This window comes from Thiocapsa sp. C2-2m (genome assembly GCF_041903745.1).
GTDB lineage: Bacteria > Pseudomonadota > Gammaproteobacteria > Chromatiales > Chromatiaceae > Thiocapsa > Thiocapsa roseilacustris.
In genome coordinates this window covers 64,234-89,527 of record NZ_JBBWVD010000024.1, presented here as the reverse complement: position 1 = coordinate 89,527, position 25,294 = coordinate 64,234, and the positions used below count along the sequence as shown (strand labels likewise).

Below are 25,294 nucleotides of genomic sequence, written 5' to 3'. Positions count from 1 at the left end.
AGCATCGCGGTGGAGATGACAAACTCGACGTTCGGCGCGCTCGGCAGCGCTCGCGGGGGCGGAGCCGGAACCAGCCCCGTCGCGGCAGGGATCGCGGACTTCAGGCGATTTCCGCAAAACTCCATCCCCGTAGGTTGTGCCGACGATTGGACGCACAACTTGCGCCGACGGTTGGTTGTGCCTCGCACGGCTCGGCACAACCTACACGCCTGCGAGGCCATCATGGGTCTCTTGGCGATCGAGCCGCGTCAAACCCCTGGCGACGGTTATCTCAACGCATCGATGCCGGCACCGAAGTTGATGTGAAACGCCGTCCCGTCCATGACCAAGGCCGGCACGGACTTGACTCCGAATGCCTCCGCCTCGTCCAGGCGCCCGCGATCGGTGCCGAGATGGACAACCTCGACCTCATACCTTGCGGGGTCGATGGCGTTGGTTAAATTTTGCTCTGCCGCGATGCAGACAGGGCAACCGGCGTGGTAGAAGATCGCTTTGCTCTTCATCCTGGTCTCCGTTCTGATGGGTGGCCAAGGCGCGATGCCGAAGCCTGTCTTGGATAGTAGGAGCAACAGGACCCCTCGAATAGCGGGCACTTTTCGGTAAGCCGGGCACCTTTTGGTGTAATTTACTGATTCTCAGGACAATGAAAAAACCACCGTCGCCACTACGCTCGACCTACAAGAAACTTGAGGACGTGGTCGGCTGCAAATGGTCGGTCTCGGTTCTGCAAGCCGTCGGCGCCGAGATCGCTCGACCCGGAGCCCTGGAACGTCATATCGACGGCATCTCGACCAAGGTCCTGTCGGAACGGCTGCGCAAACTGACCCACTACGGCTTGTTGTCCAAGCAGGTCTTCGCCGAGTCCCCGCCGCGCACGGAATACGGACTGACCGAAAAGGGGCGGAAGCTGGCGAGCATCATCGATCAGATCAGGACGCTCGACTCGGCCGACGAGTGACGAAGCCGAGAAGAAGGACCAGGTGTTCGAGGGACTCAAGAAGGGCAAAAAGATCGTGCCGGACAGCATCCCGGCCGCGACCCAGCTTTTCACCCCGCACTGGATCGTGCGTTACCTGGTCGAAAATTCGCTCGGCCGTTTGTAGATGCTCAATCGCCCGAAGTCTCGGCTCATTGAGCAGATGGACTACTACATCAAGTCAGAGGAACCGGAAACCGACTTTCTGCGTATCGGCAGCCCTGAAGAGATCAGAATCTGCGATCCGGCCTGCGGCTCCGGCGCCCAGTCAGAATCCATTGTTCAAGCCCTGTCCGACGGCCCGCTCTCCGCCTCCGAGTTGATGGAGGCCCTCGGCCTTGAGTCGAAAACCGGGGCTTTCAAACGCGCTATCAAGGAGTTGCTGGACCAGGCGGTCATTGCTTATACCATTCCCGATAGACCCGGCAGCCGTTTGCAGAAGTACCGGCTGATCAAGATTCCGCGGCTTGGCGGCAAAAGTGAGGATTGAGTGGACCATGATCAAAGATCCATCGCCAACGCCCTTGCCTCCCGATGCTTTACCGGCCGACTATCCCGGCTTGCTGGCGTCCGTGAAGGAGCGTGTCCGCGCGGCTCAGTATGCCGCGCTGAAGGCGATCAATACCGAGCTCGCGGGCCTGTCTTGGGACATCGGGGCCAACCAGAACGACGATATCTTCGACTTTCTCGAATTGGGTGAGCAGCACAGCGAACGCGAGCTGGAGCGGGCGCTGATCGGCAGGATCGAAGACGTTCTGCGCGCCATGGGCGGCCTGTTCGCGTTCATGGGCAGCCAGTACCGGCTGGAGGTGGATGGCCGCGAGTTCTTCATCGACCTGCTGCTGTTTCACCGTCGGCTGCGTTGCCTGGTGGCCATCGATTTGAAAATAGGCGAGTTTCAGCCCGAATTCATCGGCAAGATGCAGTTCTATCTCACCGCGCTGGATCGACAGGTTCGCCAGGAGGACGAGAACTCGTCTATCGGCATCATCCTGTGCAAGGAAAAAAACCGCACCATCGTGGAATATGCCCTGCACGATGCCAACAAGCCGATCGGCGTGGCGACTTACGAAATCACCCGCACGCTGCTCAAGGAGCTGACCGGACAATTACCCGCGCCGGAGCAGATTGCCGCCTTGCTGGAAGGCATCGAGTCGCAATGAACTTCAACACCGCCAATCAAACCTTCCGGCAGTTGCTGGGAAATGGCTTGAGCTACCATGTTCCGCCATTCCAGCGCGACTATTCCTGGACGGATGACGAGTGGGACGACCTCTGGCAAGACCTGCTCGGCCTCTTCGAGCAGGACGGTGAGTCGGCGCACTACATGGGCTATTTGGTCCTTCGCAGCAGCGACAGCAAACGCTTCGACATCATCGACGGCCAGCAGCGCATCACGACCCTCAGCCTGATGATCCTGGCGGGCCTTGGGCATCTGACGGACCTCGTGACGGCGGGGATCGATGCCGAGAACAATCAACGCCGACGTGACGCCCTGCAAAACAGCTACATCGGCTACCTGGATCCGGTGTCCCTGATCCCGCGCCCCAAGCTGGAGCTGAATCGGCACAACAACCGGTTCTTCCAAACCTATCTGATTCCTCTGGAGACCCTGCCTCAGCGCGGTCTGAATGCCTCGGAGCATCAGTTGCGCAAGGCATTCATCTGGTTTCGCGACAAGCTGAAAGCGCGGGTCGGCCAGCAGGTGGACAGTGGGGAGCGGCTGGCCGCGTTTCTCGACACGCTGGTGGATAAGCTGTTCTTCACGGTGATCACGGTCACCGATGAGCTGAATGCCTTCAAGGTCTTCGAGACCCTGAACGCGCGCGGCGTGCGCCTGTCGGCAACCGATCTGTTGAAGAACGCGCTGTTCTCGGTTATCAGCGCCGGGGATGCGCACGAGACCGAGCTCAAGGCATTGGAGGAGCGGTGGGAACGCATCGTTGGCCTGCTGGGCAGCGAAAGCTTTCCCGAGTTCCTGCGCGTGTTTTGGAACAGCCGGTACACGCTGGTGCGCAAGAGCGACCTGTTCAAGACCATCCGGCGGCACCTCGACACGCGGGAGAAGGCGTTCGCGTTGTTGCGTGGGCTGGATCGCAGCGCCGAGGTTTATGCTGCGCTGCGCGATCCGCAGGATGCCATCTGGACGGCGGATGAGAGCAAGGCGTTGCAGCAACTGCTGATGTTCAATGTGCGCCAGCCCTTGGCGATGCTGTTGGCCTGTTACGAGACCTTCGCCGAGACCGATCGCGACACCTTCTCGCGGGTCTTACGCGCCGTTGCGGCGATCTCATTCCGCTACAACGTGATCTGTAACCTGCAGACCCACGATCAGGAGCGCGTCTATAACGGCGTCGCGCGACGGATCTCGTACGGCGCCTTGGCGAGCCTGCACGCGATTTTGCCCGAGCTGCGCGACATCTACCCGGACGACGAACACTTCAAGGCGGCGTTCGGCGAGAAGGAGCTGAGGACGACCAACTCGCGAAACCGTAAGGTGGTGCGCTACATCCTGTTCGAGATCGAGCATCAAACGTCGAATCAGTCCCTCGACTTCGAGAGCGCGACCTATAACCTGGAGCATATCCTGCCGGAGAATCCTTCGGAAGACTGGGCGCAGATCGACGAGTCAAAACAGGACAGGCTGATCTATCGTCTGGGCAACATGACCCCGCTGGAGTCATCGGTAAACCGAGACGTGGGTCGCCAAGGCTACGAGCAGAAACGCGCTGCCTACGCCAAGAGTGTGTTCCAGATCACCCGCGCTGTCGCCGAGCACTATGACGAGTGGAGCGAAGCCAAGATCAACGCAAGACAGAAGCGCCTTGCCAAGATCGCAAGCGCGATCTGGCGGGTCGATTTCCCTGCGGAATGAGGCAGATCCGGCTGTCTCATGGCCCCGCCGGCCTTGTCCTTAAGGTGATTTCCGCAAACTTCCATACCCGTAGGTTGTGCTGACGATAGGAAGCACAACTTGCGCCGACGGTTGGTTGTGCCTCGCGCGGCTCGGCACAACCTACGCCGTTGCTATGAGGGTTTCCGGTATTCGCCTAAGTCCAACCGTTGCGGCACGAGGCGCAGAGCGCCTTGAGGCATGCGTGACACCGCAGAGCGGGCGTCACGAGCGACGGACGGCTTGGGTGGCGGGAGCGGTAGGGTGGACAAGCGCAGCGCAGTCCACCAGGGCCGGCGCAGGGTTCGGTGGACTTTGCTCTCGCTCGTCCACCCTACCGGCCCGTGGAATGAACAAAATCGGCCGCGATCAAGACGACGACCCACGGATTCAGGATGACCAACCCCAAGATCACTCAGGTACTGACCAATCTGTTCGAGAAGCAGCGCATCGTCTTCTGGTACGACGCCCGTCTGGAGTTTCGCGCCGACTTCGAGGCGCTGGCGCTTGACGGGGTCGAGAAGATCGAGCTGAGCAACAACGCATTCGGCGTCAAATATCGGGTGCTGCGCCAGCAGCCCGAGCAGAAGTTCCTGCTCTACCGCGAGGGCGAGGAGCCGCCGCTGCTGGAGAACTGGCTGCTGGATGTCCAACTGGCCAGCGGCACCTGTTTTCGCACCGATCAGGGGGCCTTGTGGCTTGCCGAGCTGGAGCTTGGGCAGGATGCCTACCCGCTGCTGGAGGCGCATGTCGCCTTCTTCGAATCGGGGCAGCGCCGCGAGGCGCTGCGGACGCTGCTGGAGGCTGACGATTCGCAGCAGGCCCTTCGGCTCAAGATGCTGGCGGTTTGCGTCGGCGTCGGCCCGCGCCTGGAAGTCATCCTGGAGGCGCTCTTGGGCGATCTCGCCAAAGGCGACGAGCGCCGCATGCAGCTCATCACGCGCAGCAGCCTGGACGGCTTTCTCTGGGAACAGATGAAGCGCACCTACGGCTATGTCTCGGAACAGCCGGGGCTGCGCGATTTCGTGATCGAGCTCTTCCAAAGCTGTTTCCTGATGGGCACCGATCCGGAGCACCGGGCGCGCCTGTCGTCGGAGAGCCTGGTGTTCATGAAACGCTGGAAGGATAGCCGTTCCCACGAGGAGAGCTTCGAGGCCCTCTCCGAGGACTGCGCGCAGGTGCTGCGGATCGATGAGCGACTAGATGCGCTCGACTACCGCAGACTCATGGAGCTGGACACCTTCGAGCTGATCGACCGGAAGATCCTCAGCGAGCTGGTGCGCGCCTTGGTGGCCCGCACGGTGTCGGTCCAGGAGGTCGATCAATGGGTCCGGCAGCGCCGCGAGAGCCATTGGTTCGGTCGCTTCAAGGACGTGTATCTGGCCGTCGAGCACGCCGCCCAGTTCCTACAGTTGCTGGACATGACGCAGCTCGAGATGACCTCGCTGGCCGATGGCGTGCAGAAGTACGCCAAGACCTGGTATCGGCTGGACCAGCGCTATCGCAAGTTTGTGCATCACGCCGGCGAATCCGGCCAAGCCTCGTTGCTCGGCGACCTCAATACGCTGGTCGAGAACCTCTACACCAACAATTACCTGGTGCGTCTCAACGACCGTTGGCAAGCCTTCGTCGATGGCGCCGAGCGCTGGGACGCCTCGCCGATCCTGTCGCAGCAGCACTTTTGCGATCGGCGTGTGCAGCCCTTTCTCGAACGCAAGACCAAGGTCTGCGTGCTGATCTCCGATGCCTTCCGCTACGAGATCGGCGAGGAGCTGCAAAGCCTGATCCGGCGGGAGGACCGCTTCGAGGCCGAGCTGGAGCCGGCTTTGGCGATGCTGCCGAGCTACACCCAGCTCGGGATGGCCGCCCTGCTGCCGAACCGGAGTCTGGAGCTCGCCGCAGACGACAGCGGCGATGCCCGGGTGAACGGCCACAGCGCCCAAGGCTCGGTCAACCGCGGCAAGATCCTCGCCTTGGCCGTCCCGGCCTCGGCGGTGGTGCTGGCCAAAGACCTGCTGGCCATGAACCAGACCGACTCGCGCGCGCTGCTGCGCGAGCATGAGGTGATTTACGTCTATCACAACCTGATCGACAAGACCGGCGATGCGCGCGAACGACAGCTTCAAGACCTTTGGCCCGGCGCAGTTGGGGCTGGCCGGCACCCTGGAGGTGCAGGTGCCGAAATCCATCAAACGCCTGCGTCTGAAGGGCTCCGGCAGCCGCTTCGTCCGTGCCGGTCTCTTCACGCTGGCGGGCGAGGCGATCTCCGATCAGCATGAGCTGACGTTCGATTTCGGCTCCGAGAATCCCCGTGAACGCGAGCGAGCGGTGCGTTTCATCCTCAGCCACGAAGCCGACGCGGCGAACAACCAGCAAGTGGAGCTGCGCCTGGATGAGCGGGTGGAGGGCACCAGCCACTTCACCAAGAACAAGTCGGTGCGCTATACGATTCGTCGCTCCTTCACCAGCGAATTCGATTTCTGAGCTAGGAAGCCGCCATGAGTCAGCTCGACGACAAGATCAACCAGCACTTTGCCGGGCTGGTGGTGCGTAAGGATCTGGTCAAGACCGTGAAGGGCAACGCGATCGTGCCCTCGTACGTGCTGGAGTACCTGCTCGGCCAGTACTGCGCCACCGATGACGAGGCCACCATCCTCAGCGGTATCGACACGGTCAAGGAGATCCTGCGCAAGCACTATGTGCACCGCAACGAGGCCGGGCTTGTGCGCTCGACGATCAAAGAGAAGGGGCGGCACAAGGTCATCGACCGGATCAGCGTGGCGCTCAACGACAAATCCGACGCCTACGAGGCCGAGTTCGCCAACCTCGGGGTCAAGAAGGTCCTGATGGACTCGGCCACGGTGAAGGCGCATCCGAAACTGCTGGTCGGCGGGGTCTGGTGTATCGCGGATCTGGAGTATCTCTTCACCGAGGACAAGAACGCCTCGCCCTGGGTGCTGGCAGCGCTGAAGCCGATTCAGTTGTCGCATTTTGATTTCGAGGCGTATGTCGAGGCACGCCGCCGCTTCTCGACCGCCGAGTGGATCGATCTGCTGATCCAAAGCATCGGCTTCAATCCGGCGCTGTTCGGCACCCGCAACAAGCTCAGCCAGTTGATCCGCCTGGTTCCCTTCAGCGAGCGCAATTACAACCTGATCGAGCTGGGACCCAAGGGCACGGGCAAGTCCCATATCTACTCGGAGTTCTCACCCCACGGCATCCTCATCTCGGGCGGCGAGGTGACGGTGCCCAAGCTCTTCGTGAACAACAGCAACGGCAAGCTCGGCCTGGTGGGCTACTGGGACGTCGTGGCCTTCGACGAGTTCGCGGGCAAGACCAAGCGGGTCGACAAAGCCCTGGTCGACATCATGAAGAACTACATGGCCAACAAATCCTTCTCGCGGGGCGTTGAGACCCCGGGGGCGGAGGCAAGCATGGTGTTCGTCGGCAACACCGACCATACCCTGCCCTACATGCTCAAACACTCCGACCTGTTCGACCCGCTGCCCGAGAAGTTTCACGATTCAGCCTTCCTGGACCGGATCCATAGCTACATCCCGGGCTGGGAGGTGGACGTGATCCGTGGCGAGATGTTTTCCGATGGCTATGGCTTTGTCGTGGATTACCTGGCCGAGATCCTCAAATCCATGCGCAGCCACGACTTCTCCGACCGATACCAGGGACTGTTCAGCCTCTCCTCCGACATCTCGACCCGTGATCGCGACGGCATCAACAAGACCTTCTCCGGCCTGATGAAGATCCTCTTTCCTCATGGCGAAGCCACCGACGCCGAGGTTGAAGAGGTACTGCGCTGCGCCATCGAGGGTCGCAAACGCGTCAAGGATCAGTTGCTGCGGATCGACTCCACCTATCCGCCCGTGCGCTTCGCCTATTGCGACCGGGACGGCAACGAGCGCCTGGTGCGCACGCTGGAGGAGGAAGAGTATCCCGCCGCCTATCACCGCACCCTGACCACCGAGGGAGCGCCGGAGACCGGCACGTCGGCCGGCGCCGAGTCGAGCGTTGGGGCGCCAAATCAGTCCGGCCCGAGCCCGAGCAGCTCGGCTGGAGTCGAGCCGACGCCGAAGGAGCAGCATATCGCCTTTCAGGAGAACCAGCGTGGGATGACCTTCGACGCGCTCTTCGGACCCTATCTCGCTGGCGCATCGCGCATTATCATCACCGACCCCTACCTGCGCGTCTTCCATCAGTTGCGCAACCTCATGGAGCTGCTGGAAACCATCAGTAAACGCAAGGCCATGGAAGACGAGGTCGCCGTGCATGTCGTGACCGTCGAGGACGAGAACAACGGCGATCGGCAGACCGAGAACCTCCAAAAGATCGCCGACGCCTGCGCCGCCATCGGCATCCAGTTCACCTGGGCGTTCGACACCAGCGGCACCAAGCATGATCGCGACATCACCACGGATCACGGCTGGAAGATCGTCCTCAGCCGCGGCCTCGACGTCTTCCAGCGTTTCGAGCTGAACGACGCCTTCAGCTTCAGCAACCGGCTGCAGCAACACCGCCAGTGCAAAGAGTTCAACGTGACCTTTGTGCGGGTCTTGTAGGCGGCGCCGAACCCGGAGCCCTGCATGCCGACCGCGATCGTCCTTGCAACCCTGAACGCCCGCTATGCGCATGCCTCGCTGGCGTTGCGCTATCTGCGCGCGAATCTGGGGCCACTGCGGGAGGTGAGCATGCTGTGCGAGCTCGTGCTCGGCGCGGCGCCCGAGGAGGTCGTCGAGCAGTTGCTAGCCGAGGGACCGCGTATCGTGGGGTTGTCGGTCTACATTTGGAACGTCGCGCCTCTGACGCGTGTGGTCGCCTTGCTCAAGGACACGGCGCCGGATGTGGTGGTCGTGCTCGGCGGTCCGGAGGTGAGTCACGAGGTCGAGTCCCAGCCGATCTGCGCGCTGGCGGACTATGTGGTGACGGGCTGGGGCGAGGTGACCTTCGCCCGGCTGGCACGCGCGATCCTCGACGGACAGCGGCCCGAGATGAAGGTGCATGCGGGCGAACAGCCGCCTCTGGACAGGATCCGCTTTCCCTACGATGAGTTCTCGGAAGAGGATCTGCGCCGGCGGAATCTGTACGTCGAGGCGTCGCGCGGCTGTCCCTTCAAGTGTGCCTTCTGTCTGTCCGCGCTGGATCGGACCGCGTGGCCGTTTCCGCTCGTGCCGCTGATCGCGGAGCTGGATCGGCTATACGCGCGCGGTGCTCGCCGCTTCAAGTTCGTCGACCGGACCTTCAACCTCAAGATCGATCACGCCTCGGCGATCCTGGGGTTTTTTCTGGACCGCATCCGGGAGCGCCCAGACGACCTGCCCTTTCTGCACTTCGAGCTGGTCCCGGATCATCTGCCGGAGCGGTTGAAGGGGATGCTGGCGGCGTTTCCGGCGGGCACGCTGCAGTTGGAAATCGGTGTGCAGACCTTCAATCCCGAGGTGCAGGCGCTGATCTCGCGGCGTCAGGACGATGTGCAGGCCGAGGCCAATCTGCGCTGGCTGCATGCACACACGACCGCGCACCTGCACGCTGACCTCATCATCGGTCTGCCGGGCGAGGATCCGGCCTCGTTCGCTGCCGGCTTCGATCGGCTGATGCGAATCGGTCCGCATGAGATCCAGGTCGGGATCCTCAAGCGGCTGCGTGGCGCCCCGGTCTGCCGGCAGGCCGAGCGGTTCGGGTTGGTATTCAGCCCGGATCCACCCTACAGCCTGCTCGCGAGCGATCGCATCGACCGGGCGACCCTGCAGCGGCTGACGCGGTTCGCACGCTATTGGGATCTGGTGGGTAATTCCGGGCGGTTCGGGGTCACGCTGCCGCTCCTGCTGGGCGAGGCGCCCTTCGAGCGCTTTCTCGCTTGGTCAGACTGGTTCTACACACACTCGGGCAGGACGCACGGCATCCCGCTTGAGCAACTGTACGAGGGCCTGCACGCCTGGCTGTCGCTGCAGGGGATCGCGGAATCGGCAACCCAGGCATTGCGCAGCGACTATGCGGCCTGCGGGGCGCGTGGACGCCTATCGTTCGACCCCACGCGGCGCATCCCACCGCCGTCACCGAAGACCGAGGGGACGCTGCCGACGCGCCAGGCGCGTCATCTCAAACCTCCGACGCGTTCCAGTTGTTGAAGGCGAGGAGCCAGGACGAGATGCCCGGATTAGCAGCGCCGTCTGCCTGCAAGCCCTCGCCGATCTCGATCATCAGCTCCCGAAACTCGCGGACCTCGCGGCGCCAGACCGCCTCGGGCAGACCGGGATTGTCGGCCATCGTCTCGGCCGCCAGGGAGCCGGCGCCGGCCCACCAGTCGTTGGAGTCGAGGCGGTGTCGCACGCGCTCGGGTGACTCCGCGAAGAGGGCGACCAGATCCGCAACCTCCGCGGCGCGCGGATGCCCGATGCGGGCGAGCAGCTCGGCGAGGTGGCCGAGGGATGACAATAGTCGGGCATCGGATGCGGTCATGGTTTCGGTTGTCCCGATGAATGAGCCTTAAGAGCAATCGTCGGTTGGCGCCTTCGGTGATCTCCGGGAACAAACGCCCGGACGGCGCATCGCTGCAAACGATGAAGGGGCGACTTAAGTCGCCCCTACACGGGGGTGGTGACGATCATGTCGAAGCACCGTAGGTTGTGCTGACGGTAGGAAGCACAACATCCGCCGGTGGTTGGTTGTGCCTCGCTTCCGCTCGGCACAACCTACGGGGCGTGAAAACAGCGGCTCACCATCGCTCCGATGTCTTCGGCCTTGCCTTCGATGTCCGTGACCAAGGCGAATTGGATACCGGCCTTGCGGAGGTTCTCGCCGGGCTCTGCGACCTTGAAATAACGGTCGCCTTCGAGGTGGTCGGTCAGGAAACGCAAGCCCAGCTCGAAGGGCATGAGACGGATCGCTTCAGGGATCAGGGCGATCTCTTCGGCGTTCAGCCAATCGCGCGTCTGCTCGGCATAGGCGTGGAGGATCGGCTCGGCGATGGCGAGATCGAACGAGACCCGGTTGTGCCCGTCGGCGGACTCTCCGCCGCGGTTGCAGCAGGAGCGCAGACAGTCGCCGATGTCATGCAGGATGAGGCCGGGTTGCAGGGTATCGAGATCGATCAGGGCGAGTGCATGCCCGCTGTCGCGGTCGAACAGGATGTTGTCGAGCTTGGGGTCGCCGTGGATGACGCGCTGGGGGATCCCGCCTCGCTCGCGCGTATCGGCGAGTCGCCACGCGAGCGCTTGGCGGTCGATCGCGAACCGGACGCAGGTCTCGACCGCAGGGTCGTTCCGGGTGCCCTCGACCCGCTCCAGGACCGACAGAAAGCGCGCGAGATAGCCCGGCGTGTCGTGAAATCCGGGTAAGGTGACGCCCAGCGCCTCGGCGGGCAGCGCTTGCAGCAGGGTATGGAAGCGGCCCAGGAGCCGGCCGACCTCGCGGGCCTGCTTGGGATCCTCGATCCGGGGCAGGCCGACGGCATCCTCGATCAGCGTCATGAGACGCCAGACGTTCCCGTCCGGCGTGCGCAGACCCGCGTCGCCCGCACGGGTCGCGATCAACGCCGGGACACGGAACCCGAGATCGAGGTGCTGCTGCGCCTGCCGATCGAGCGCCTGGATGTTGGACATGATCCGCAACGGATCGGGAAAGACAGCGCCGTTGATGCGCTGGAGTACGTAGCGTGTTCCGCCGGCCTCGACGCGAAAGGTGTCGTTGATCAGCCCGCGCCCGTAAGGATCGATTGTCTCGACCGGCGCGGGGATCTCGAATGCCTCGACAATGGTCGTCAGCACTGCGTGCGTCGGCGCCTGTCGCGCCCCGTCGCTCTCTCCACGATGCATCTCAGTAGGACCGCCGCACGTCCAGGACATCCGGGATCTGCTGCAGCTTCGCCAGGATCTTCTCCAGATGCGCCATGTTCTTGACCTCCAGGGTGAAGCGCATCGCGGCGGTGTCCGTGGAGCGCTCCGAATGGGTATTGACGCCGAGCACGTCCACGTCGTCGTCGGAGAGCACGGATGAGACATCGCGCAGCAGACCTTTACGGTCGGCCGCGATCACCAGCACGTCCACCGAATAACCGGCGTCGGCGGGTTGATCCGCCCAGCGCACCGCGATGAGGCGCTCGGCTTCCGCGGGCGGAAGATTCTTGAGGTTGCTGCAATCCTTGCGATGGATGGTCACGCCGCGACCGCGGGTGACGAACCCGACGATGGAGTCGTAGGGCACCGGCTTGCAGCAGGGGGCGAGATGGGTCATGAGGTCGTCGACGCCCTCCACCACGACATCGGTGGCGCCCTCCACCCGCGGCTTGTGCGGCTGGCGGAGCTTGGGCTCGATCTCCTTGATCTCCTCGGTCTTGCGCTCCCCGACCTGACGTGCGACCTGTCCAACCGAGAGGTCGCCGCGCCCGATCGCGGCCAGCAAATCCTCGCCTCGCCTGAAGTTGAAGCGGGTCGCCAGCTCTTCCAGGTTCGGCTTCTCGGCGATACCCAGTCGGCTCAGCTCGCGCTCCAGCGTGGCGCGGCCGCCTTGCAGATGCTGATCGTGATCGAGTTGCTTGAACCATTGGCGGACCCGATTACGGGCGCGCGCCGTGGTCAGATAGCCGTGATGCGGGCTCAACCAATCGCGGCTTGGCGAGGCGTTCTTCTGGGTCAGGATCTCGACGGTCTCGCCGCTGCGCAGCTCGTAGTTCAGCGGCACGATCCGCCCGTTGATGCGTGCGCCGCGGCAGCGATTGCCGACCTCCGAATGGATGGCGTAGGCGAAGTCGAGTGCAGTGGACCCCTTGGGCAGCTCGATCACCTTCGACTGCGGGGTCAGCACATAGATGTGGATCGGCTCGAACTCGGCCTTGAAACGCTCGAGGAAGCCGCCGGTCTCGTCGCCTTCGTTCTTGAGCTCCAGCCAGTTCCGCATCCAGATGACGCGGCGTTGGAACTCGGCGTCGTGGCCCTTGGCCTCCTTGTAGGCCCAATGGGCAGCGACACCGAACTCGGCATGCTGGTGCATCTCGTGGGTGCGGATCTGCACCTCGAGCGGCTTGTCCTCCGGCCCGACGACGGCGGTGTGCAGCGACCGATACATGTTGCCCTTGGGCGTGGCGATATAGTCGTCGAACTCCTTGGGGATGTGCTTCCAGAGTCCGTGCACCAGCCCGAGCGCGGCGTAGCAGTCCGCGACCGAGCCGACCAGGATGCGCACCGCACGCAGATCGAAGATCTCGGCGATCTCGACCCCCTTGCGCTGCATCTTGCGCCAAATGCTGTAGATGTGTTTCGGCCGGCCGGTGATCTCGGCCGCGATGCCGGCCTCGCCGAACGTGTCGTACAGGGTCTGGATGACCGTTGCGATGTAGTCCTCGCGCTCCTCGCGGCGCTCCGCCAAGAGCTTGGCGATGCGTTTGTAATCCTCCGGCTTGAGATAGCGCAGGCTCAGGTCTTCGAGCTCCCACTTAACCTGCCAGATGCCCAGACGGTTGGCGAGCGGGGCATAGATGCGCTGGGTGTCGCGCGCGATCTTGGCGCGGCGCTCCGGCTCCAGGTCCTTGATGGCGCGCATCAGGTGGACGCGCTCGGCGAGTACCACCAGCACCACCCGCACGTCCTCGGCGATTCCGAGCAGCAGGCGGCGCAGGTTCTCCTCGTGCTCGTCCTGATCCTTGGCGGCGATGATGGCGTCGATGTTGGCGATTTGGCCGATGCGCGAGAGATCTCCGACCATCCGCGCAATCCCCGGGCCGAAGCGCTCCTCAAGCTGAGCTTCGGTGAGGTCGCCCTGATCCAGGCAGCCGTTGAGCAGGGCCGCGATCAGGGTCTCGAAGTCCATCCGCAAACGCACCAGGATATCCGCCGTGGAGAGCACATGGCGCACATGCGTCTCGCCGGTCTCGATACGCCGGTCGCCGCGGCAGCGCGTCAGCGCCGTGCAGGCGCCGGCGATTTGCTTGATCTCCTCGGTCGGATAATGGCTCGACAACCCGTCGAGCCAGTGACGAATCGCCCCGTCGTCGTCGCAATGCGACTCGGGGAGGTTGTACGTGGGTTTGACCATGGCGTGGAGCGACTCTCGGTAGCGGCGGTCGATCTTGGATGTTTGACCGCGAAATTCCGCGGTTGAACCGCAAAGGCGCGAAAGGCGCAAAGAAAACGCACGGGCTGGATCTTCGATGCCTACGCGACGCGCCGCCGACCCCCAAGACCCGACGCGCCGCTTTGCGGACCTTACGCCGCGAGGCTCCTTGCGGGTTCAGTCCGTCAGCAGATGACTCGCCAGGCCATCGGCCAGCTTCGGCTCGAACCAGGTCGACTTCGGCGGCATCACCTCGCCGGCATCGGCAACCGCCATCAGGTCTTCCATGCGTGTCGGGTGCAGTGCGAAGGCGACCGACATCTCGCCCGAGTCGACCCGCGCCGACAGTGCCTCGAGGCCGCGGATACCGCCGACGAAGTCGATCCGGTCGTCGCGCCGCGGATCCTGAATGCCGAGGATCGGGCAGATCAGGTTGTCCTGCAGCAGACTGACATCGAGCCGCCCGACCGGGTCGTCGTAGGGGATCCGCCCCGGATGGAGGGCCAGCCGATACCAGTGACCGGCAAGGTACATCCCGAATTCGCCGGGACGCTCGGGACCGACCGGACCCGGTGCGCCCTCGATCTCGAAGGCGACTGCGAGTCGCTGCATGAGCGAGTCGATGCTGTGACCGTGCAGGTCTTTGACCACGCGGTTGTAGTCCAGGATCCGCATCTGATCGTGCGGGAAGATCACCGACAGCATGAAGTTGTAGGACTCCGCGCCGGTATGACCGGGGTTCGCGGCGCGGCGCAGGGCGGCGACGCGCGAGGCCGCGGCGCAGCGGTGGTGGCCGTCGGCGATATAGAGTGCGTCCAGGCCCTCGAAGGCGGCGGTCAGCTCGGCGACCGGCGCCGCGTCCATGATCGGCCAAAGCTCGTGTCGAATCCCGTCGGGTGCGGTGACGTCCGTCTCGGCCGGGCCGCCTTGGGGACCGGCAGCGAGACCGGCGAGCAGGGCATCGATGTCCGGCCGCGCCCGGCAGGCGAGCAACACCGGTCCGGTCTGCGCGTTCAGTGCATCGATCTGGCGTACCCGGTCGTCCTCCTTGACGGGGCGCGTGAGCTCATGGCGCTTGATCCGATCCCTGTCGTAGGCCTCGATCGAGGCGGCGGCGACCAGACCGGTCTGGCGATGCGCGCCCATCGTCAGACGATAGAGGTAGTAGCCGGGCGCCGCGTCGCGCACCAACAGGCCCTCGCCCAGCATCCGATCGAGATTCTCGCGTGCCTTGGCATAGACCGGCGGACTGTAGGGATCGATGCCCTCGGGCAGATCGACCTCGGGGCGCGAGATGTGCAGAAAGCTCCAGGGGCGCCCTTCGACCAGCCGACGTGCCTCGGCGGCGTTCATCACGTCGTAGGGCGGGGCGGCCACGTCCGCAGCACGCGCGGGGACCGGCCGGAGCGCCGTGAAAGGTTTGATCAGGGGCATGGAGACTCACCGTCGGTGTCGTCGAGACTGGATGGATGGCGTTTGGGACGTCGGTGTCCGCGAGCCAATGGTATCAGCTCGGATCGAGCCTCGGCCAAATCCGACGCGTCGAACCGCCGCATGGCCTGAAGACCCGGGCCGGACGAAGCGGAGTCGGACGGGCTCGCGGCCGGCGACGCGAGCGCGAGAAGGCTGCTCTATACTCGGGTGGATCTTTCCCCCGCGAATCCGAATCGACGGCATGACCGACAACAACTATCTCAAGGATCTGATCCTGCTGCGCAACGACCCATCGAAGGTCGCGCGTATTCGCGATGCGGCCGAACGCGGCGAGATGGACGCCCAGTATGCGATGGGCCTCGTCTATGCCGAGGGGCGTGGGGTCGAGATCGATCTCGCCCAGGCACATTTTTGGTTGTCGTTGGCCATTGCGCAAGGCGACACGGACGCCGATCAGTTACGCAACATCATCGGCAGCCAAATGACCGATGCCGAGTTCGACGCGGCCAAAGAGCTGATCGTCGCGCATCGTGCGACGCACGCGGCGTCGATGACCACGCACTAAGGCGATCGACGAAAAAAGCGATACGCCGATGTGCTTACGATAAGAACGTCCGGCGACGGTTGGTTGTGCCTCGCACGGCTCGGAACAACCTACGGCCAGCCGAAGGTTCTGTCGAACGAGGCGCTCATCCATCACCAACAAGGCGCGGCGACGCTCGACATCAGACCGAAGGCATCGAACGGCGACGGCATCGGCATGCCGCCGACGGGGCCACCGGCCTTCACGCGGATGACATACTCGGCCCATTGCAGCGGTCGCGGGAGATAGCCGACTTGAGCGGCGACGGCATGCAGCTCGCCGACGAAGGCGATATCGCATGCCTGCTCCGGGCCGGGGCCGAGGGTACAGATGTCATGGCGCATGCAGGCCGCATCGAAGGCATCGACCGGCGAAGGGAACCCGGCGACCGGGTACCCGATCCCGCACCAATTGCCGTAGAGCGGCATGCATTTGAAGGCGGCGGCTTGGGTCGCGCAAGTGGCGAGCAAGGCGCCGAGCAGGCAGGAGATGACGGGGGTAGGGCTCATGGTCAATCCTCGTTCGCTTGAGCGGACTGATACTTGCGCGTCCAAGAGGCTAGTGCAGCTCGGCAGATGTGTCGAGACCATTCGTTGTCGTTGTCGTTGTCGTAATCGTAATCGTGGTCGTATCGATACTCGACAACGACCACGAAAGCGATGCCGGCAGGAGCAGCCCGCCGGCGAGGAGATTGGCGGATCTTCGATACGGCAACCACGGCCGATCCCCGGGCGGCAAGCCGCGAGACTACTCGATCCGGGATGCCGCAGCCGAGATGTCGCCATCGCGCCGGTCGAGCCGGTTCTCCGCCTTGAAGCGCACGGCCTCGCGGATCAGGGCGAGGCGCGCGCGGTCCCGGCCCCAGATCGCCTCGAGGCGACGATCCGGCATGGTCGCTTCCGTCCAGAGACGCCAGAGCAGGGTGGCGTTCTCCCAATAGGCCGCGCCGATGGTATGTCCGTCGGGGCTGAAATCCGCGTAGGCAACCCCGCCGAGGTCGCCGTCGAGGGTCAGAAAGGACTCCTCCGGCAGCGTGCTCGGACGCGTGGGACGCCTCCAAATACGCACCGCGCCGTCGCGCGAGGCGGTCAGGATCCAGCGTCCGTCCGGGCTGAACTTGGCGGCGTAGATCCGATCCTTGTGCCCGACGAGCTCCGCGAGCAGGGCGCCGTCCAGGTCCCAGACCTGTGCCTTCGAATCCAATGAAGCGGTCACGAGCGCCTGGCTGTCCGGCGCGAACGCGACACTGTAGAGGATGCCGGCTTGGGGCTCCAGATACCGGGGGGGCGCGCAGCCGCCGTCGGTCAGAGCCGCTAGGGCGGCGCTGCCGTCCTCGCTCGCGGTCGCGAGCCACCGACCATCCGGGGAGAAGGCGGCGTCCGTCACCGTGTCCGTATGCCATTGTGCGGCGCACACCGGCGCCCAGTCGCCGGTGCTGTCCATCCGCATGACCCGGACGTCGCCGCCGTCGTCGCCGGTCGCGACCAGTGTCGCTCCATCCAAGCCATCGGAGACCGCGGCGGCTTGAACCCCGCTTCCGCCCTCGCCCCAGCCGGGCGCAGCCTCCAGCGGGGCGCAGGCCTTCGAATCCCAGAAACGTACCGGCTCGGCGAGATGACTCGATGTCGTCAGCAGCCACCGTCCGTCGGGGGCGAACAGGGCCTGATGGACGTTCGGACAGGTGCGCCCGCCATCCGGGCTGCAGGGCGCACCGTCGGCGGCGACCACGAGGCGGCAGCCACCGCCGGTCTTCAGATCCCAGACCTGGGCCGTGCCGTCGTGACCTGCGCTGGCCAAGCGATCCGCCGAGGGCGAGAAGGCGACCCGGCGGACCCGCCCCTGATGCCCCGTCAGGGTCCAGATGCGCACCGGCGGCGGCGCATCTTCGCGACGATCGTACTGCCAAACCTCGACCCGTCCGTCGAAGGCCGCGGTGGCGAGCATGACCGACCCCAATTCCGAACCCGCTGCCGTCGTCCCGGCGCCGGGCGCTGCGGAATCAGGCCATGTGGCGCCCGGCGCTGCAGGCGTCTCGGCCATCGCCAGATGCCAGACATGGTCGGCGCTGGGGAGATTGAAGGCCAGGGTCTCGGTCGGTTTGACCGACCAGAGTCGCGCCGAGCCGTCCGGATCCGAGTAGCTCAGAACCCGACGGCCGTCGGCGCTGAAGCGCGCATCCGTCACCGTCGCGTCATGACTGAAGACCGCCACCTCCTTGCCGGAGAGCAGACCCCAGAGCCGCGCCGTCTTGTCGAGCGACGCACTGAGGACGAGGGGCTCGCGATCCTCGTCGTCCATGCCCGGCGACACCCGCACGTGCTCCACACTCAGGTCGTGATGCCCTAGGACCTCGGCATGGCGACTCTCGAGCTCCCAGCGCACCACCTGTCCCGCGTCGTCTCCGGCGATTAGATACTGACCGCCGGGCGAGAACACCGCCTCGCGCACCGCGGACTTGTGGATGCGAATGCGCCTGCCGTCGCGCTCGACCACGCCGAGCTCGGCAAGCTCCCCGCCGTCGAGGTCGTAGACGCGGATCCGCTCGTCGGCGGAGGCCACGGCGATCCGCCGACCCGTCGGGTCGAACCTGGCATCGTTGGCCGGCCGACCGAGCGCGCCGCTGGTCGGCAGGACCACCCGTTCGGTTCCCGTGCGGGTCTCGAGCACCCGCGCGGCGCCGTCGCGCGAGGCGGTCACGAGCAGCTCGCCATCAGGCGCGAAGGCAATGCTGCGCACCTCGCTCGCGTGCACCGGCGCATCCCAGAGCAGCGCGCCCGGGCGGCTCAGGTCCAGGAGACAGACGGCAAAGCGGTCCTGCGGCGCACCGTGGGAGAGGGCGAGAAAGCGGCCGTCTCGGTCCAGTGCGATCGGGCTGTCGGGGCGCGCGCCGCAGCTCCAGTCGGGCTGCCGACCGAGCTCGGCCGGGAGCCGCCAGACCCCGGTCTCGCCGATCCCCAGGATGGTCTGCGGCTCGCCGATGCCGACGAAGCGGACCGAATGGATCGGGGTCTCCGGACCGGACAGGTGCCCCGCGGGCTGGTAGCTCTGCCCGCGCAGAGCCCATAGCTGCGCACCTTCGCCCCGGGATTGCGTGACCAGGCGCTCGCCGTCGTCTCGAAACGCCGGAGGCAGCGGCTGGTCGCCCTCCGTCGCCTCGGACTGGACCATCGCGATCAGGCGGTTCGTGGTGAAGGCGCGACTCAGGGTTTCGGTCGCCGCTTCGGGCAGATAGGGACCGGCATCGAGAGCGAGTCGCACCGCCTCCGGTGTGTTGCCCTGCCGCACTGCGAGATCGGCCGCCTTGAGCAGGCTGCGTTGAAGGTTCAGGGTGGCCTCGCCCGATGCGTCCCAAGCCCAGAAGGCCGCCCCGGTGGCAAGGACCAGGAGTGCGGCCAGCGTCAGGCCGAGGAGACGGGCCCGCCGGTTGCGCCGTCGCTGCAGCACGAGGTGTTGATGCGAGTGCTCGAGAAGCTCCAGCTCCAACGGCTCGAGCTCCTCGCCGTAGGCATCCGCGAAGCGCCGCGCCGCGGCATAGCCGGCCTCTCCGAGTAGGTACTCGCGATTGCAGTCGGTGCGCCTCCACAGACGCGCCTGGCGGGAGATCTGATAGCGCAGGATGAGATCGCGGCGGTTGCTCGGGTCCGCGACCCAATCCCGGATCGGTGACCACTGCTCGAACAGGGCCGGATGGATGAAGCTCGCGAGCGCACGATAGTCCTCCCAGCGCAGGACCGGCAAGGCGTCGGGATCCTCGCCGCGATCCACATCCGGGGCCATAATGGCAGGATCGGGCCCGTCCTCGAAATCGCCGATCGACGGCACCGACGCATCGCGCCCGACGTTGCCGCGCCTGTTGCGCAACCGCTCGCGCCATTCCTCTCCGGTCTGCATCATGATGCGCCGCAGATCGTCCATGAGGCGCGGCGCCTCCTGCGTACAGCCGAGCCGCGCCGAGGGATCGGCCACACCCTCGGCGACCAATAGGCGAGCCTGGATGAGCGACTCAAGGAGCTTGCCGACCGCCGCCCGACGGGTCAGGATCCGCAGGTCGCCGCGGCGTGCACCGAGCACCGACGCGCCTCCGCCCTCGAGGGCGATCAGGCCGCGACAGAGTACCGGCAGCGCGTCCCTGACCTCGTGATCCAAAGCCTCCCAGAGGGCGTCAGCACGGCGCAGCACGGAGCCGGTGAGGCCGCCGACACGGCGATAATCGGCAAGTGTCAGGGGCGGATTCCGGTTGGATCCTGCATCGCTTGAGCCGTCTCGCGCCAGTCCGTAGAGCTCGTCCAGCAAGGGCTCGAGGACGGTCGGCCAGTGCGCGAGCAGGCTCGCCTCCGACTCGAGCGCCTCGACCAAGCCGCGTCCGCCGGCCATACCCTCGTACTCGATGCCGGCCACCCGTGCCGGGATCTCGATGACCTGTCTGATCCGTGCCGCGGGTGGTGGCTCCAAGCGAAACCAGCTCTGCTCGTCCAGGAGCGAGGCAAGCTCGGGCATCTCCCCGAGGTGGCGCAGGTAGTCGCTGCGCAGCGTGGAGATCACCCAGACGCCTTCTCGGGCGGCGAGCAGGGCCAATGCCTTGACGAAGGCGCGGGTTCGGGGCGCCGCCCGCATCGTCTCGGTAAACAGTCGATCGATCGGGTCGACAATAACCGCGAGCTGTAAACGCCCGTTCGCAGCATTGCTTCTGCTCGCCGGATCATCGGCCACCTGCTCGAGCGCTGCCAGAAGCTGATCGACTGCGACCTCCGGCTCGCTCACCAGCAACCGCGTCAGGCGAGCGACATCGAGCCCGAAGCCGTCCAGCGCCGGCCCCAACAGACCAGGCGCAACGAGGGCGACGGCCAGTGCCTCGGTCGGGTCGGGATCCTCCAGATCCACGAAACCCCAGCGACACCCGGCAATGCCCGGGAAGAGAAAGGGCCGGATCAGACGCGGCAGCAGCCCGGCGCGGATCAGCGAGCTCTTGCCCACCCCGCTCGGACCGCTCAACAGGAGTAGCCCGCGCCCGGAGCCTTGCAGCACCTCCAAGCGTGTGACCAGCTCGCGCGTCTCGGTCTCGCGGCCCGTAAAGACGCGGTCGTCGACCAGCTCGAAAGGCGCACCGACGCGAAAGGGACTCCCGCGCCAGTCGCCCGCTTCGGAGGTTAGGCGTCGCTCCGCGCTGATGCGTCGATTCAGGAGCTTGCGCAATTGCGTTTCGAGCAACTCGCGGAAACTGCGATCGTTGCCGAACTGTCTGAAGGCGCGGCTGAAGCTTCCGTCCGCATTGTAGAAATGGGCGCGGAAGAATTCTTCGAGTCGATGCCGATCGGCGAGCGCCTCGCGGGTCGCCGCGGCATTGTTGACGTCCACCATGCGCGGCGCGGTCTTCTTGTAGACCAGGACCTCAGGGGTTCCCATGCGGGCCGACCCCTGCACCGCGTCGACGAACTCCCATTCGGTTCCCGTCATGCCCTCGTAGGGATCCTCCGCGAGCGGGGTGCCGAGCCGCGTCCAGAGCATGACGAGCACGATCTCGCATTCGGAAGGACGCAGGAGTCCGGCCTGAAAACTCTGCACAGCGGTCAGTGCCTCCTCTTCCCAGAGAACGGCCTGGAGGCTGAAGTAGGGCAGATACTCCTGCGCCAACGCCTCGATCACGTCTTTGACCAGGGCACGCTCGTGCTCCAGATCGGACGGCGAGGAGACGAAGACTCTGACCTTGTGCTCAGTCATGGGGGTGATCGGGAACGGACATGACGCAACTATACTCGGGGCCAACGGGTTTTTCGGAACCGGAATGGGTGCTCGCCGTTTGCGCATCACCTGTTTCAGGTCATCGACACAGCCGGCCCGGGAGGGTTTACAATGAAATGACGCAGGATCCGCCGCGAGTCAGCTTCAGCCCCGGCGGGCGCATCCCCTAACCGCCTCCATCCAACGGAGGAGATCGCGATGCTGGACCACGACATGGCCGATACCGAACGCTTCGAAGAGGTGATTCAGCGTTCCGTGCGACAGATCCTGCTTGCACCGGATCCGGACAGCTTCCTCGACTGGGCGCGCGCTCATCTCCCCGAGCTGCTCGGGTTGTCCGGGACCGAGCTCGACGAGGTCGAGCGGCGACGGCTCGCCAATCTCCTCGGAACCGCGATCTGGAACGCGACCCCACAGCCGACCTACGCCTTCCAGACCCGCTTGATGACGCCTCATCCTCCCGAGGAACCCTGCTCTTGTGGCTCGGGAAACCCTTACCGCGAGTGCTGCGGCGCCCTCGACGAGGTGCCGGAGCTGTCGAGCGATCTGGTTTGGGAGATCCTGCTCGACGAGTTGTCCGAGCAGGGTCTGCGCGAGGCGCTGGACCTGCACGCCGTTCCCGAGCCATTGCTTGCGGGCATTGCCGATCGCTGGTTGACGGAGGATCGCCCGAAACGCGCGGCCGCTCTTTTGGAACCCCTCTTTGCGGGATCGCTCGACGACCTCGACGGCGAATTCGAGCCATCGATCGACATCCTGTGCGATGCCTACGATCGACTCGGTCATCGGCGCAAGAAGGAGACCTTCCTCGCGCGGATTTGTGCCGAGGGCAGCCGACCCTTGCGGGCTGCCGCCTGGCAGCGGCGCTGCACCATGGCGATCGACGATGGTGATTTCGCCGATGCCGATGCGGCCTTTATGTCCGCGTTGCGAAGCGACCCGGACAATCCAGGTACGGCGATCCTCGAGATTACGCTGCTTGCGGCTCGGCACAAGGATTGGATCGCTCGCGAGCGCGCCCGCTTCTGGCTCTTCCGGTTCCGCCAGGTCGGGTTCACGCATCCCGGTGTCCTGGATTTTCTCACACGTGCCGTCGAGGATCCGCAGGAAGCGCTCGTGGACAGCCATTCGGATGCCCTCGACCCGGTCCTGCTGGACCTTCACGACTGGATCACCCTGATTCAGGCCCGTCCGTTGCCTCTTTATCGCCTGGAGCTGCTGAATGTCCATGCGCCCGGGTGGCTGCCGGGGCAGCTTGCGCTGTTCGACGATCTCGATACCCCGGTGCCGGACCGCGCCGACGAAGACACCGACCTCGGCCTCACACGCTACGGCGCCAGCCCGGCGCGACTGCGCGCCCCCGGGGCGGTGCATCAGCTCGAAACGGACTGGAAATCGGTCTTTACGTGGCCGAAACCCGTTTCCACCAGGCTCGTTCCGGACGAGGACATCGACCTCTGGTCGACCCCAGATTGGCTCGATCACCTGCAGGCGAACCCCGCACTTGCCGACAGCCTGGAGGTGCTGGACGATCTCGCGACCGCTCTCTACCTGCATCCCGAAAGCGCATTGCCGTGGATTTCCCATCTCCTGTTGCGTCCGCTCCTCGAACGCGCGCGGAGGATTCTGGATCAGGTGCTGCCCGAAGACGCTTCCCGACAGATTCCCTGGTCTGCACCCGCCAATCGCCCGGCGTTGCGGCTGCTCTTCCGACAGTATCTCTGCCAGATCGACGAGGACGAGCCGAATGGTGCGGCACGAACGCTCGAGACCCTGCTGCGGCTGAATCCTCGGGACAACCACGGCGTGCGCGCGGAGCTTATGAATCATTATCTGCGCGATGGCCAGGACGAGCTCGCGCTGGCGTTGGCCCGGCGCTTTCCGAACGATGGACTGGCGGATCTCGCCTACGGCGAAGTGCTCGCACTCTACCGCCTCGGGCGGCAGGATAGGGCACGCCTGGTGCTGACGACCGCCGTTAACCGCTTGCCGAGAATCCCGCACTATCTGACCCGCAAGCGCATCAAACGTCCGCGGTTCGCCCCGCCCGACACCATCCCCGGCGGCGACGACCAAGCGTGGATGTACCGGGAGGCGATGCGTGACGTCTGGGCGGCGGAGCCGGGCGTCCTCGCCTGGCTAAGACGCCTGACCGCTTAAACCGCGCCCGGCAGGGTATGCGATGCTGTTGGACATTGTTTGACCGAGCCGCTCCCGTATCACTGGCTTTCTCAGGAGAACTGCGATGGAAGGACGCTATCGGATCCTCTACGCCGGCGAGCTCATGGCCGGCCATGCGTTGCAGGAGGTGGTGCCGCGGCTGGCGGCCAAGTTCAAACTTCAGGAAGAGACCGCGCGGGATCTCATCCTCGGCGGACCCGGCCGAGTCTTGAAGCATAGCTTGACGTCCGCGGAGGCGCAGCGCTATCGGGACGCCCTCAGCACCATTGGACTGAAGGTGACCATCGAGCCCGAATCCACGACGAAGACCGCACCGGCACCCGCGGGTAGCCGACCGGACGCGGCGCCTGCCAGGCCGACACCGCAGCGGTTGGGCACCGAGGGATCGCTACGGTCCGACAACACGCGACAGGACGGCACACGACGAACCGACAACGTCCGGCTCGACGGTGGCTCCGAGGCGGATCAGACACGCTGTCCGAAATGCGGCGCCGACGCCGTCTCCGAGCTCACCGGCATCTGTCAGGCCTGCGGAGTGGTTGTGGAGCGCTACCTTGCCAACCGAGGGATGATTCCGCCGAACCCACCGAGCCGGGTCGACAATCCCTACGCACCGCCGCGAGCCGATTTGACGCCGCCGCGCACCGACGGCGAGGAGGACGCGCTGCAGGCACCGCAACCACGGCCCGTCGGACACGGCTTGCTGTGGATCACCGAGGCATGGCAGTTGTTCAAGTCTCAACCGGGGGCCTGGATCGGGGCGGTTGTGTTGTTCTACATCATCCTGATCCTGGTCAGCATCGTGCCCTTGATCGGCAGTTTGGCCGTCACGATCCTTACGCCGATGCTCAGTGCCGGACTCGTCATCGGCGCGCACCGTCAATACCGGGAGGGTCGCTTCGCAATCAGTCATCTCTTTGCGGGTGTCTCGGAGAGCCCGGGACCGCTCGCCTTGGTGGGTGTCGTCTATCTGCTGCTGGCGATCGGCATCGTGATTATCGCGGGCGCGCTGTTCGCCGCCGTCTTCGCCTCCATGGGAAGCAGGCTGGACCTGTCGATGATGGACCCGAACGACATGGCAATGGTCTTCACCAACCCGATGATCCTCCTTCCGGTGCTAGTGGCGATGTTGCTGGGTATCCCGCTCGCGATGGCCATGTTCTTCGCCCCGAGCCTGGTTGCACTCGATCAAGTCCCGGTGCTCAAGGCGTTCGGGCTGAGCTTCTCCGGCTGCCTGAAGAATATCCTGCCCTTCCTCATCTACGGGCTCATCGCCATGGTGCTGGTGATCCTGGGCTCCCTACCCCTGATGCTCGGGCTCCTCGTGGTCATGCCCGTCCTGACCATCGCGATTTATACAGCCTATCGCGATATCTTTTACCCCTAAACCGCGTCTCACTGGGATCAAGGATATCTCCGAAGCCAAATGAAC

Annotated in this window: 19 protein-coding genes; 12 read left to right on the top strand and 7 right to left on the bottom strand. The window is 64.8% G+C overall.

Annotated features, from left to right (window positions below; translation table 11 throughout):
• Nucleotides 1-266: 266 nt before the first annotated feature.
• Nucleotides 267-503, bottom strand: coding sequence for a thioredoxin family protein (locus AADX97_RS18510; RefSeq protein ID WP_374235046.1), 237 nt, complete (start codon nucleotides 501-503; stop codon nucleotides 267-269).
• A gap of 140 nt (nucleotides 504-643) precedes the next feature.
• Between AADX97_RS18510 and AADX97_RS18505 the strand changes: the two genes are divergently transcribed.
• The 9 genes from AADX97_RS18505 to AADX97_RS18465 all read left to right on the top strand — a co-directional run bounded on the left by AADX97_RS18505 (nucleotide 644) and on the right by AADX97_RS18465 (nucleotide 10,006).
• Complete coding sequence (locus tag AADX97_RS18505; RefSeq protein WP_374235048.1) at nucleotides 644-958, top strand: winged helix-turn-helix transcriptional regulator; 315 nt, start codon at nucleotides 644-646, stop codon at nucleotides 956-958.
• Between the two features lie 22 nt (nucleotides 959-980).
• Nucleotides 981-1,103 (top strand): hypothetical protein, encoded by a 123-nt coding sequence (locus AADX97_RS18500; RefSeq protein ID WP_374235049.1) that lies wholly within the window; start codon nucleotides 981-983, stop codon nucleotides 1,101-1,103.
• Between the two features lie 36 nt (nucleotides 1,104-1,139).
• Nucleotides 1,140-1,466, top strand: coding sequence for a Fic family protein (locus AADX97_RS18495; protein ID WP_374235050.1), 327 nt, complete (start codon nucleotides 1,140-1,142; stop codon nucleotides 1,464-1,466).
• 7 nt (nucleotides 1,467-1,473) lie between these two features.
• A complete protein-coding gene (locus tag AADX97_RS18490; RefSeq protein WP_374235051.1) occupies nucleotides 1,474-2,139 on the top strand; it encodes a PDDEXK nuclease domain-containing protein in 666 nt (221 codons plus the stop codon).
• Nucleotides 2,136-3,851, top strand: a complete 1,716-nt coding sequence (locus AADX97_RS18485; protein ID WP_374235053.1) for a DUF262 domain-containing protein — start codon at nucleotides 2,136-2,138, stop codon at nucleotides 3,849-3,851. Before AADX97_RS18490 ends, AADX97_RS18485 begins: the two co-directional genes overlap by 4 nt.
• 413 nt (nucleotides 3,852-4,264) lie before the next feature.
• Nucleotides 4,265-6,148, top strand: coding sequence for a BREX-1 system phosphatase PglZ type A (pglZ, locus tag AADX97_RS18480; protein WP_374235054.1), 1,884 nt, complete (start codon nucleotides 4,265-4,267; stop codon nucleotides 6,146-6,148).
• Nucleotides 6,045-6,353: a hypothetical protein gene (locus tag AADX97_RS18475; RefSeq protein WP_374235055.1), complete on the top strand. Its 309-nt coding sequence runs from the start codon at nucleotides 6,045-6,047 to the stop codon at nucleotides 6,351-6,353. The genes pglZ and AADX97_RS18475 overlap by 104 nt, the downstream gene beginning before the upstream one ends.
• Nucleotides 6,354-6,367: 14 nt before the next feature.
• Entirely contained in the window at nucleotides 6,368-8,440 is a 2,073-nt protein-coding gene (brxL, locus tag AADX97_RS18470) for a BREX system Lon protease-like protein BrxL (protein WP_374235056.1), read from the top strand.
• Between the two features lie 24 nt (nucleotides 8,441-8,464).
• On the top strand, nucleotides 8,465-10,006 hold the full coding sequence (locus AADX97_RS18465) for a DUF4080 domain-containing protein (protein ID WP_374235057.1): 1,542 nt from the start codon (nucleotides 8,465-8,467) through the stop codon (nucleotides 10,004-10,006).
• Here the strand turns inward: AADX97_RS18465 and AADX97_RS18460 are convergent.
• The 4 genes from AADX97_RS18460 to AADX97_RS18445 all read right to left on the bottom strand — a co-directional run bounded on the left by AADX97_RS18460 (nucleotide 9,978) and on the right by AADX97_RS18445 (nucleotide 15,359).
• On the bottom strand, nucleotides 9,978-10,337 hold the full coding sequence (locus tag AADX97_RS18460) for a hypothetical protein (RefSeq protein ID WP_374235058.1): 360 nt from the start codon (nucleotides 10,335-10,337) through the stop codon (nucleotides 9,978-9,980). The genes AADX97_RS18465 and AADX97_RS18460 overlap by 29 nt on opposite strands.
• 233 nt (nucleotides 10,338-10,570) lie before the next feature.
• Nucleotides 10,571-11,644: a phosphotransferase enzyme family protein gene (locus AADX97_RS18455; RefSeq protein WP_374235059.1), complete on the bottom strand. Its 1,074-nt coding sequence runs from the start codon at nucleotides 11,642-11,644 to the stop codon at nucleotides 10,571-10,573.
• A gap of 49 nt (nucleotides 11,645-11,693) precedes the next feature.
• Entirely contained in the window at nucleotides 11,694-13,907 is a 2,214-nt protein-coding gene (locus AADX97_RS18450; protein ID WP_374235061.1) for a bifunctional (p)ppGpp synthetase/guanosine-3',5'-bis(diphosphate) 3'-pyrophosphohydrolase, read from the bottom strand.
• Nucleotides 13,908-14,102: 195 nt separating this feature from the next.
• On the bottom strand, nucleotides 14,103-15,359 hold the full coding sequence (locus AADX97_RS18445) for a DUF1015 domain-containing protein (RefSeq protein ID WP_374235062.1): 1,257 nt from the start codon (nucleotides 15,357-15,359) through the stop codon (nucleotides 14,103-14,105).
• A 241-nt stretch (nucleotides 15,360-15,600) separates the two neighbouring features.
• Between AADX97_RS18445 and AADX97_RS18440 the strand changes: the two genes are divergently transcribed.
• Nucleotides 15,601-15,924 carry a sel1 repeat family protein gene (locus AADX97_RS18440; RefSeq protein WP_374235063.1) on the top strand — a complete coding sequence of 108 codons (324 nt, stop codon included), beginning with the start codon at nucleotides 15,601-15,603 and terminating at the stop codon, nucleotides 15,922-15,924.
• A gap of 131 nt (nucleotides 15,925-16,055) precedes the next feature.
• Here AADX97_RS18440 and AADX97_RS18435 read toward each other — a convergent pair whose 3' ends face one another.
• Entirely contained in the window at nucleotides 16,056-16,451 is a 396-nt protein-coding gene (locus AADX97_RS18435) for a hypothetical protein (RefSeq protein ID WP_374235064.1), read from the bottom strand.
• Between the two features lie 238 nt (nucleotides 16,452-16,689).
• Complete coding sequence (locus AADX97_RS18430) at nucleotides 16,690-21,660, bottom strand: AAA family ATPase (RefSeq protein WP_374235066.1); 4,971 nt, start codon at nucleotides 21,658-21,660, stop codon at nucleotides 16,690-16,692.
• A gap of 219 nt (nucleotides 21,661-21,879) precedes the next feature.
• Between AADX97_RS18430 and AADX97_RS18425 the strand changes: the two genes are divergently transcribed.
• Entirely contained in the window at nucleotides 21,880-23,841 is a 1,962-nt protein-coding gene (locus AADX97_RS18425) for a hypothetical protein (RefSeq protein WP_374235067.1), read from the top strand.
• 85 nt (nucleotides 23,842-23,926) lie between these two features.
• The gene (locus tag AADX97_RS18420; RefSeq protein WP_374235069.1) at nucleotides 23,927-25,249 is read left to right on the top strand and encodes a BPSS1780 family membrane protein; all 1,323 of its coding nucleotides are present in this window, start codon (nucleotides 23,927-23,929) and stop codon (nucleotides 25,247-25,249) included.
• The last annotated feature ends 45 nt before the right edge of the window (nucleotides 25,250-25,294 follow it).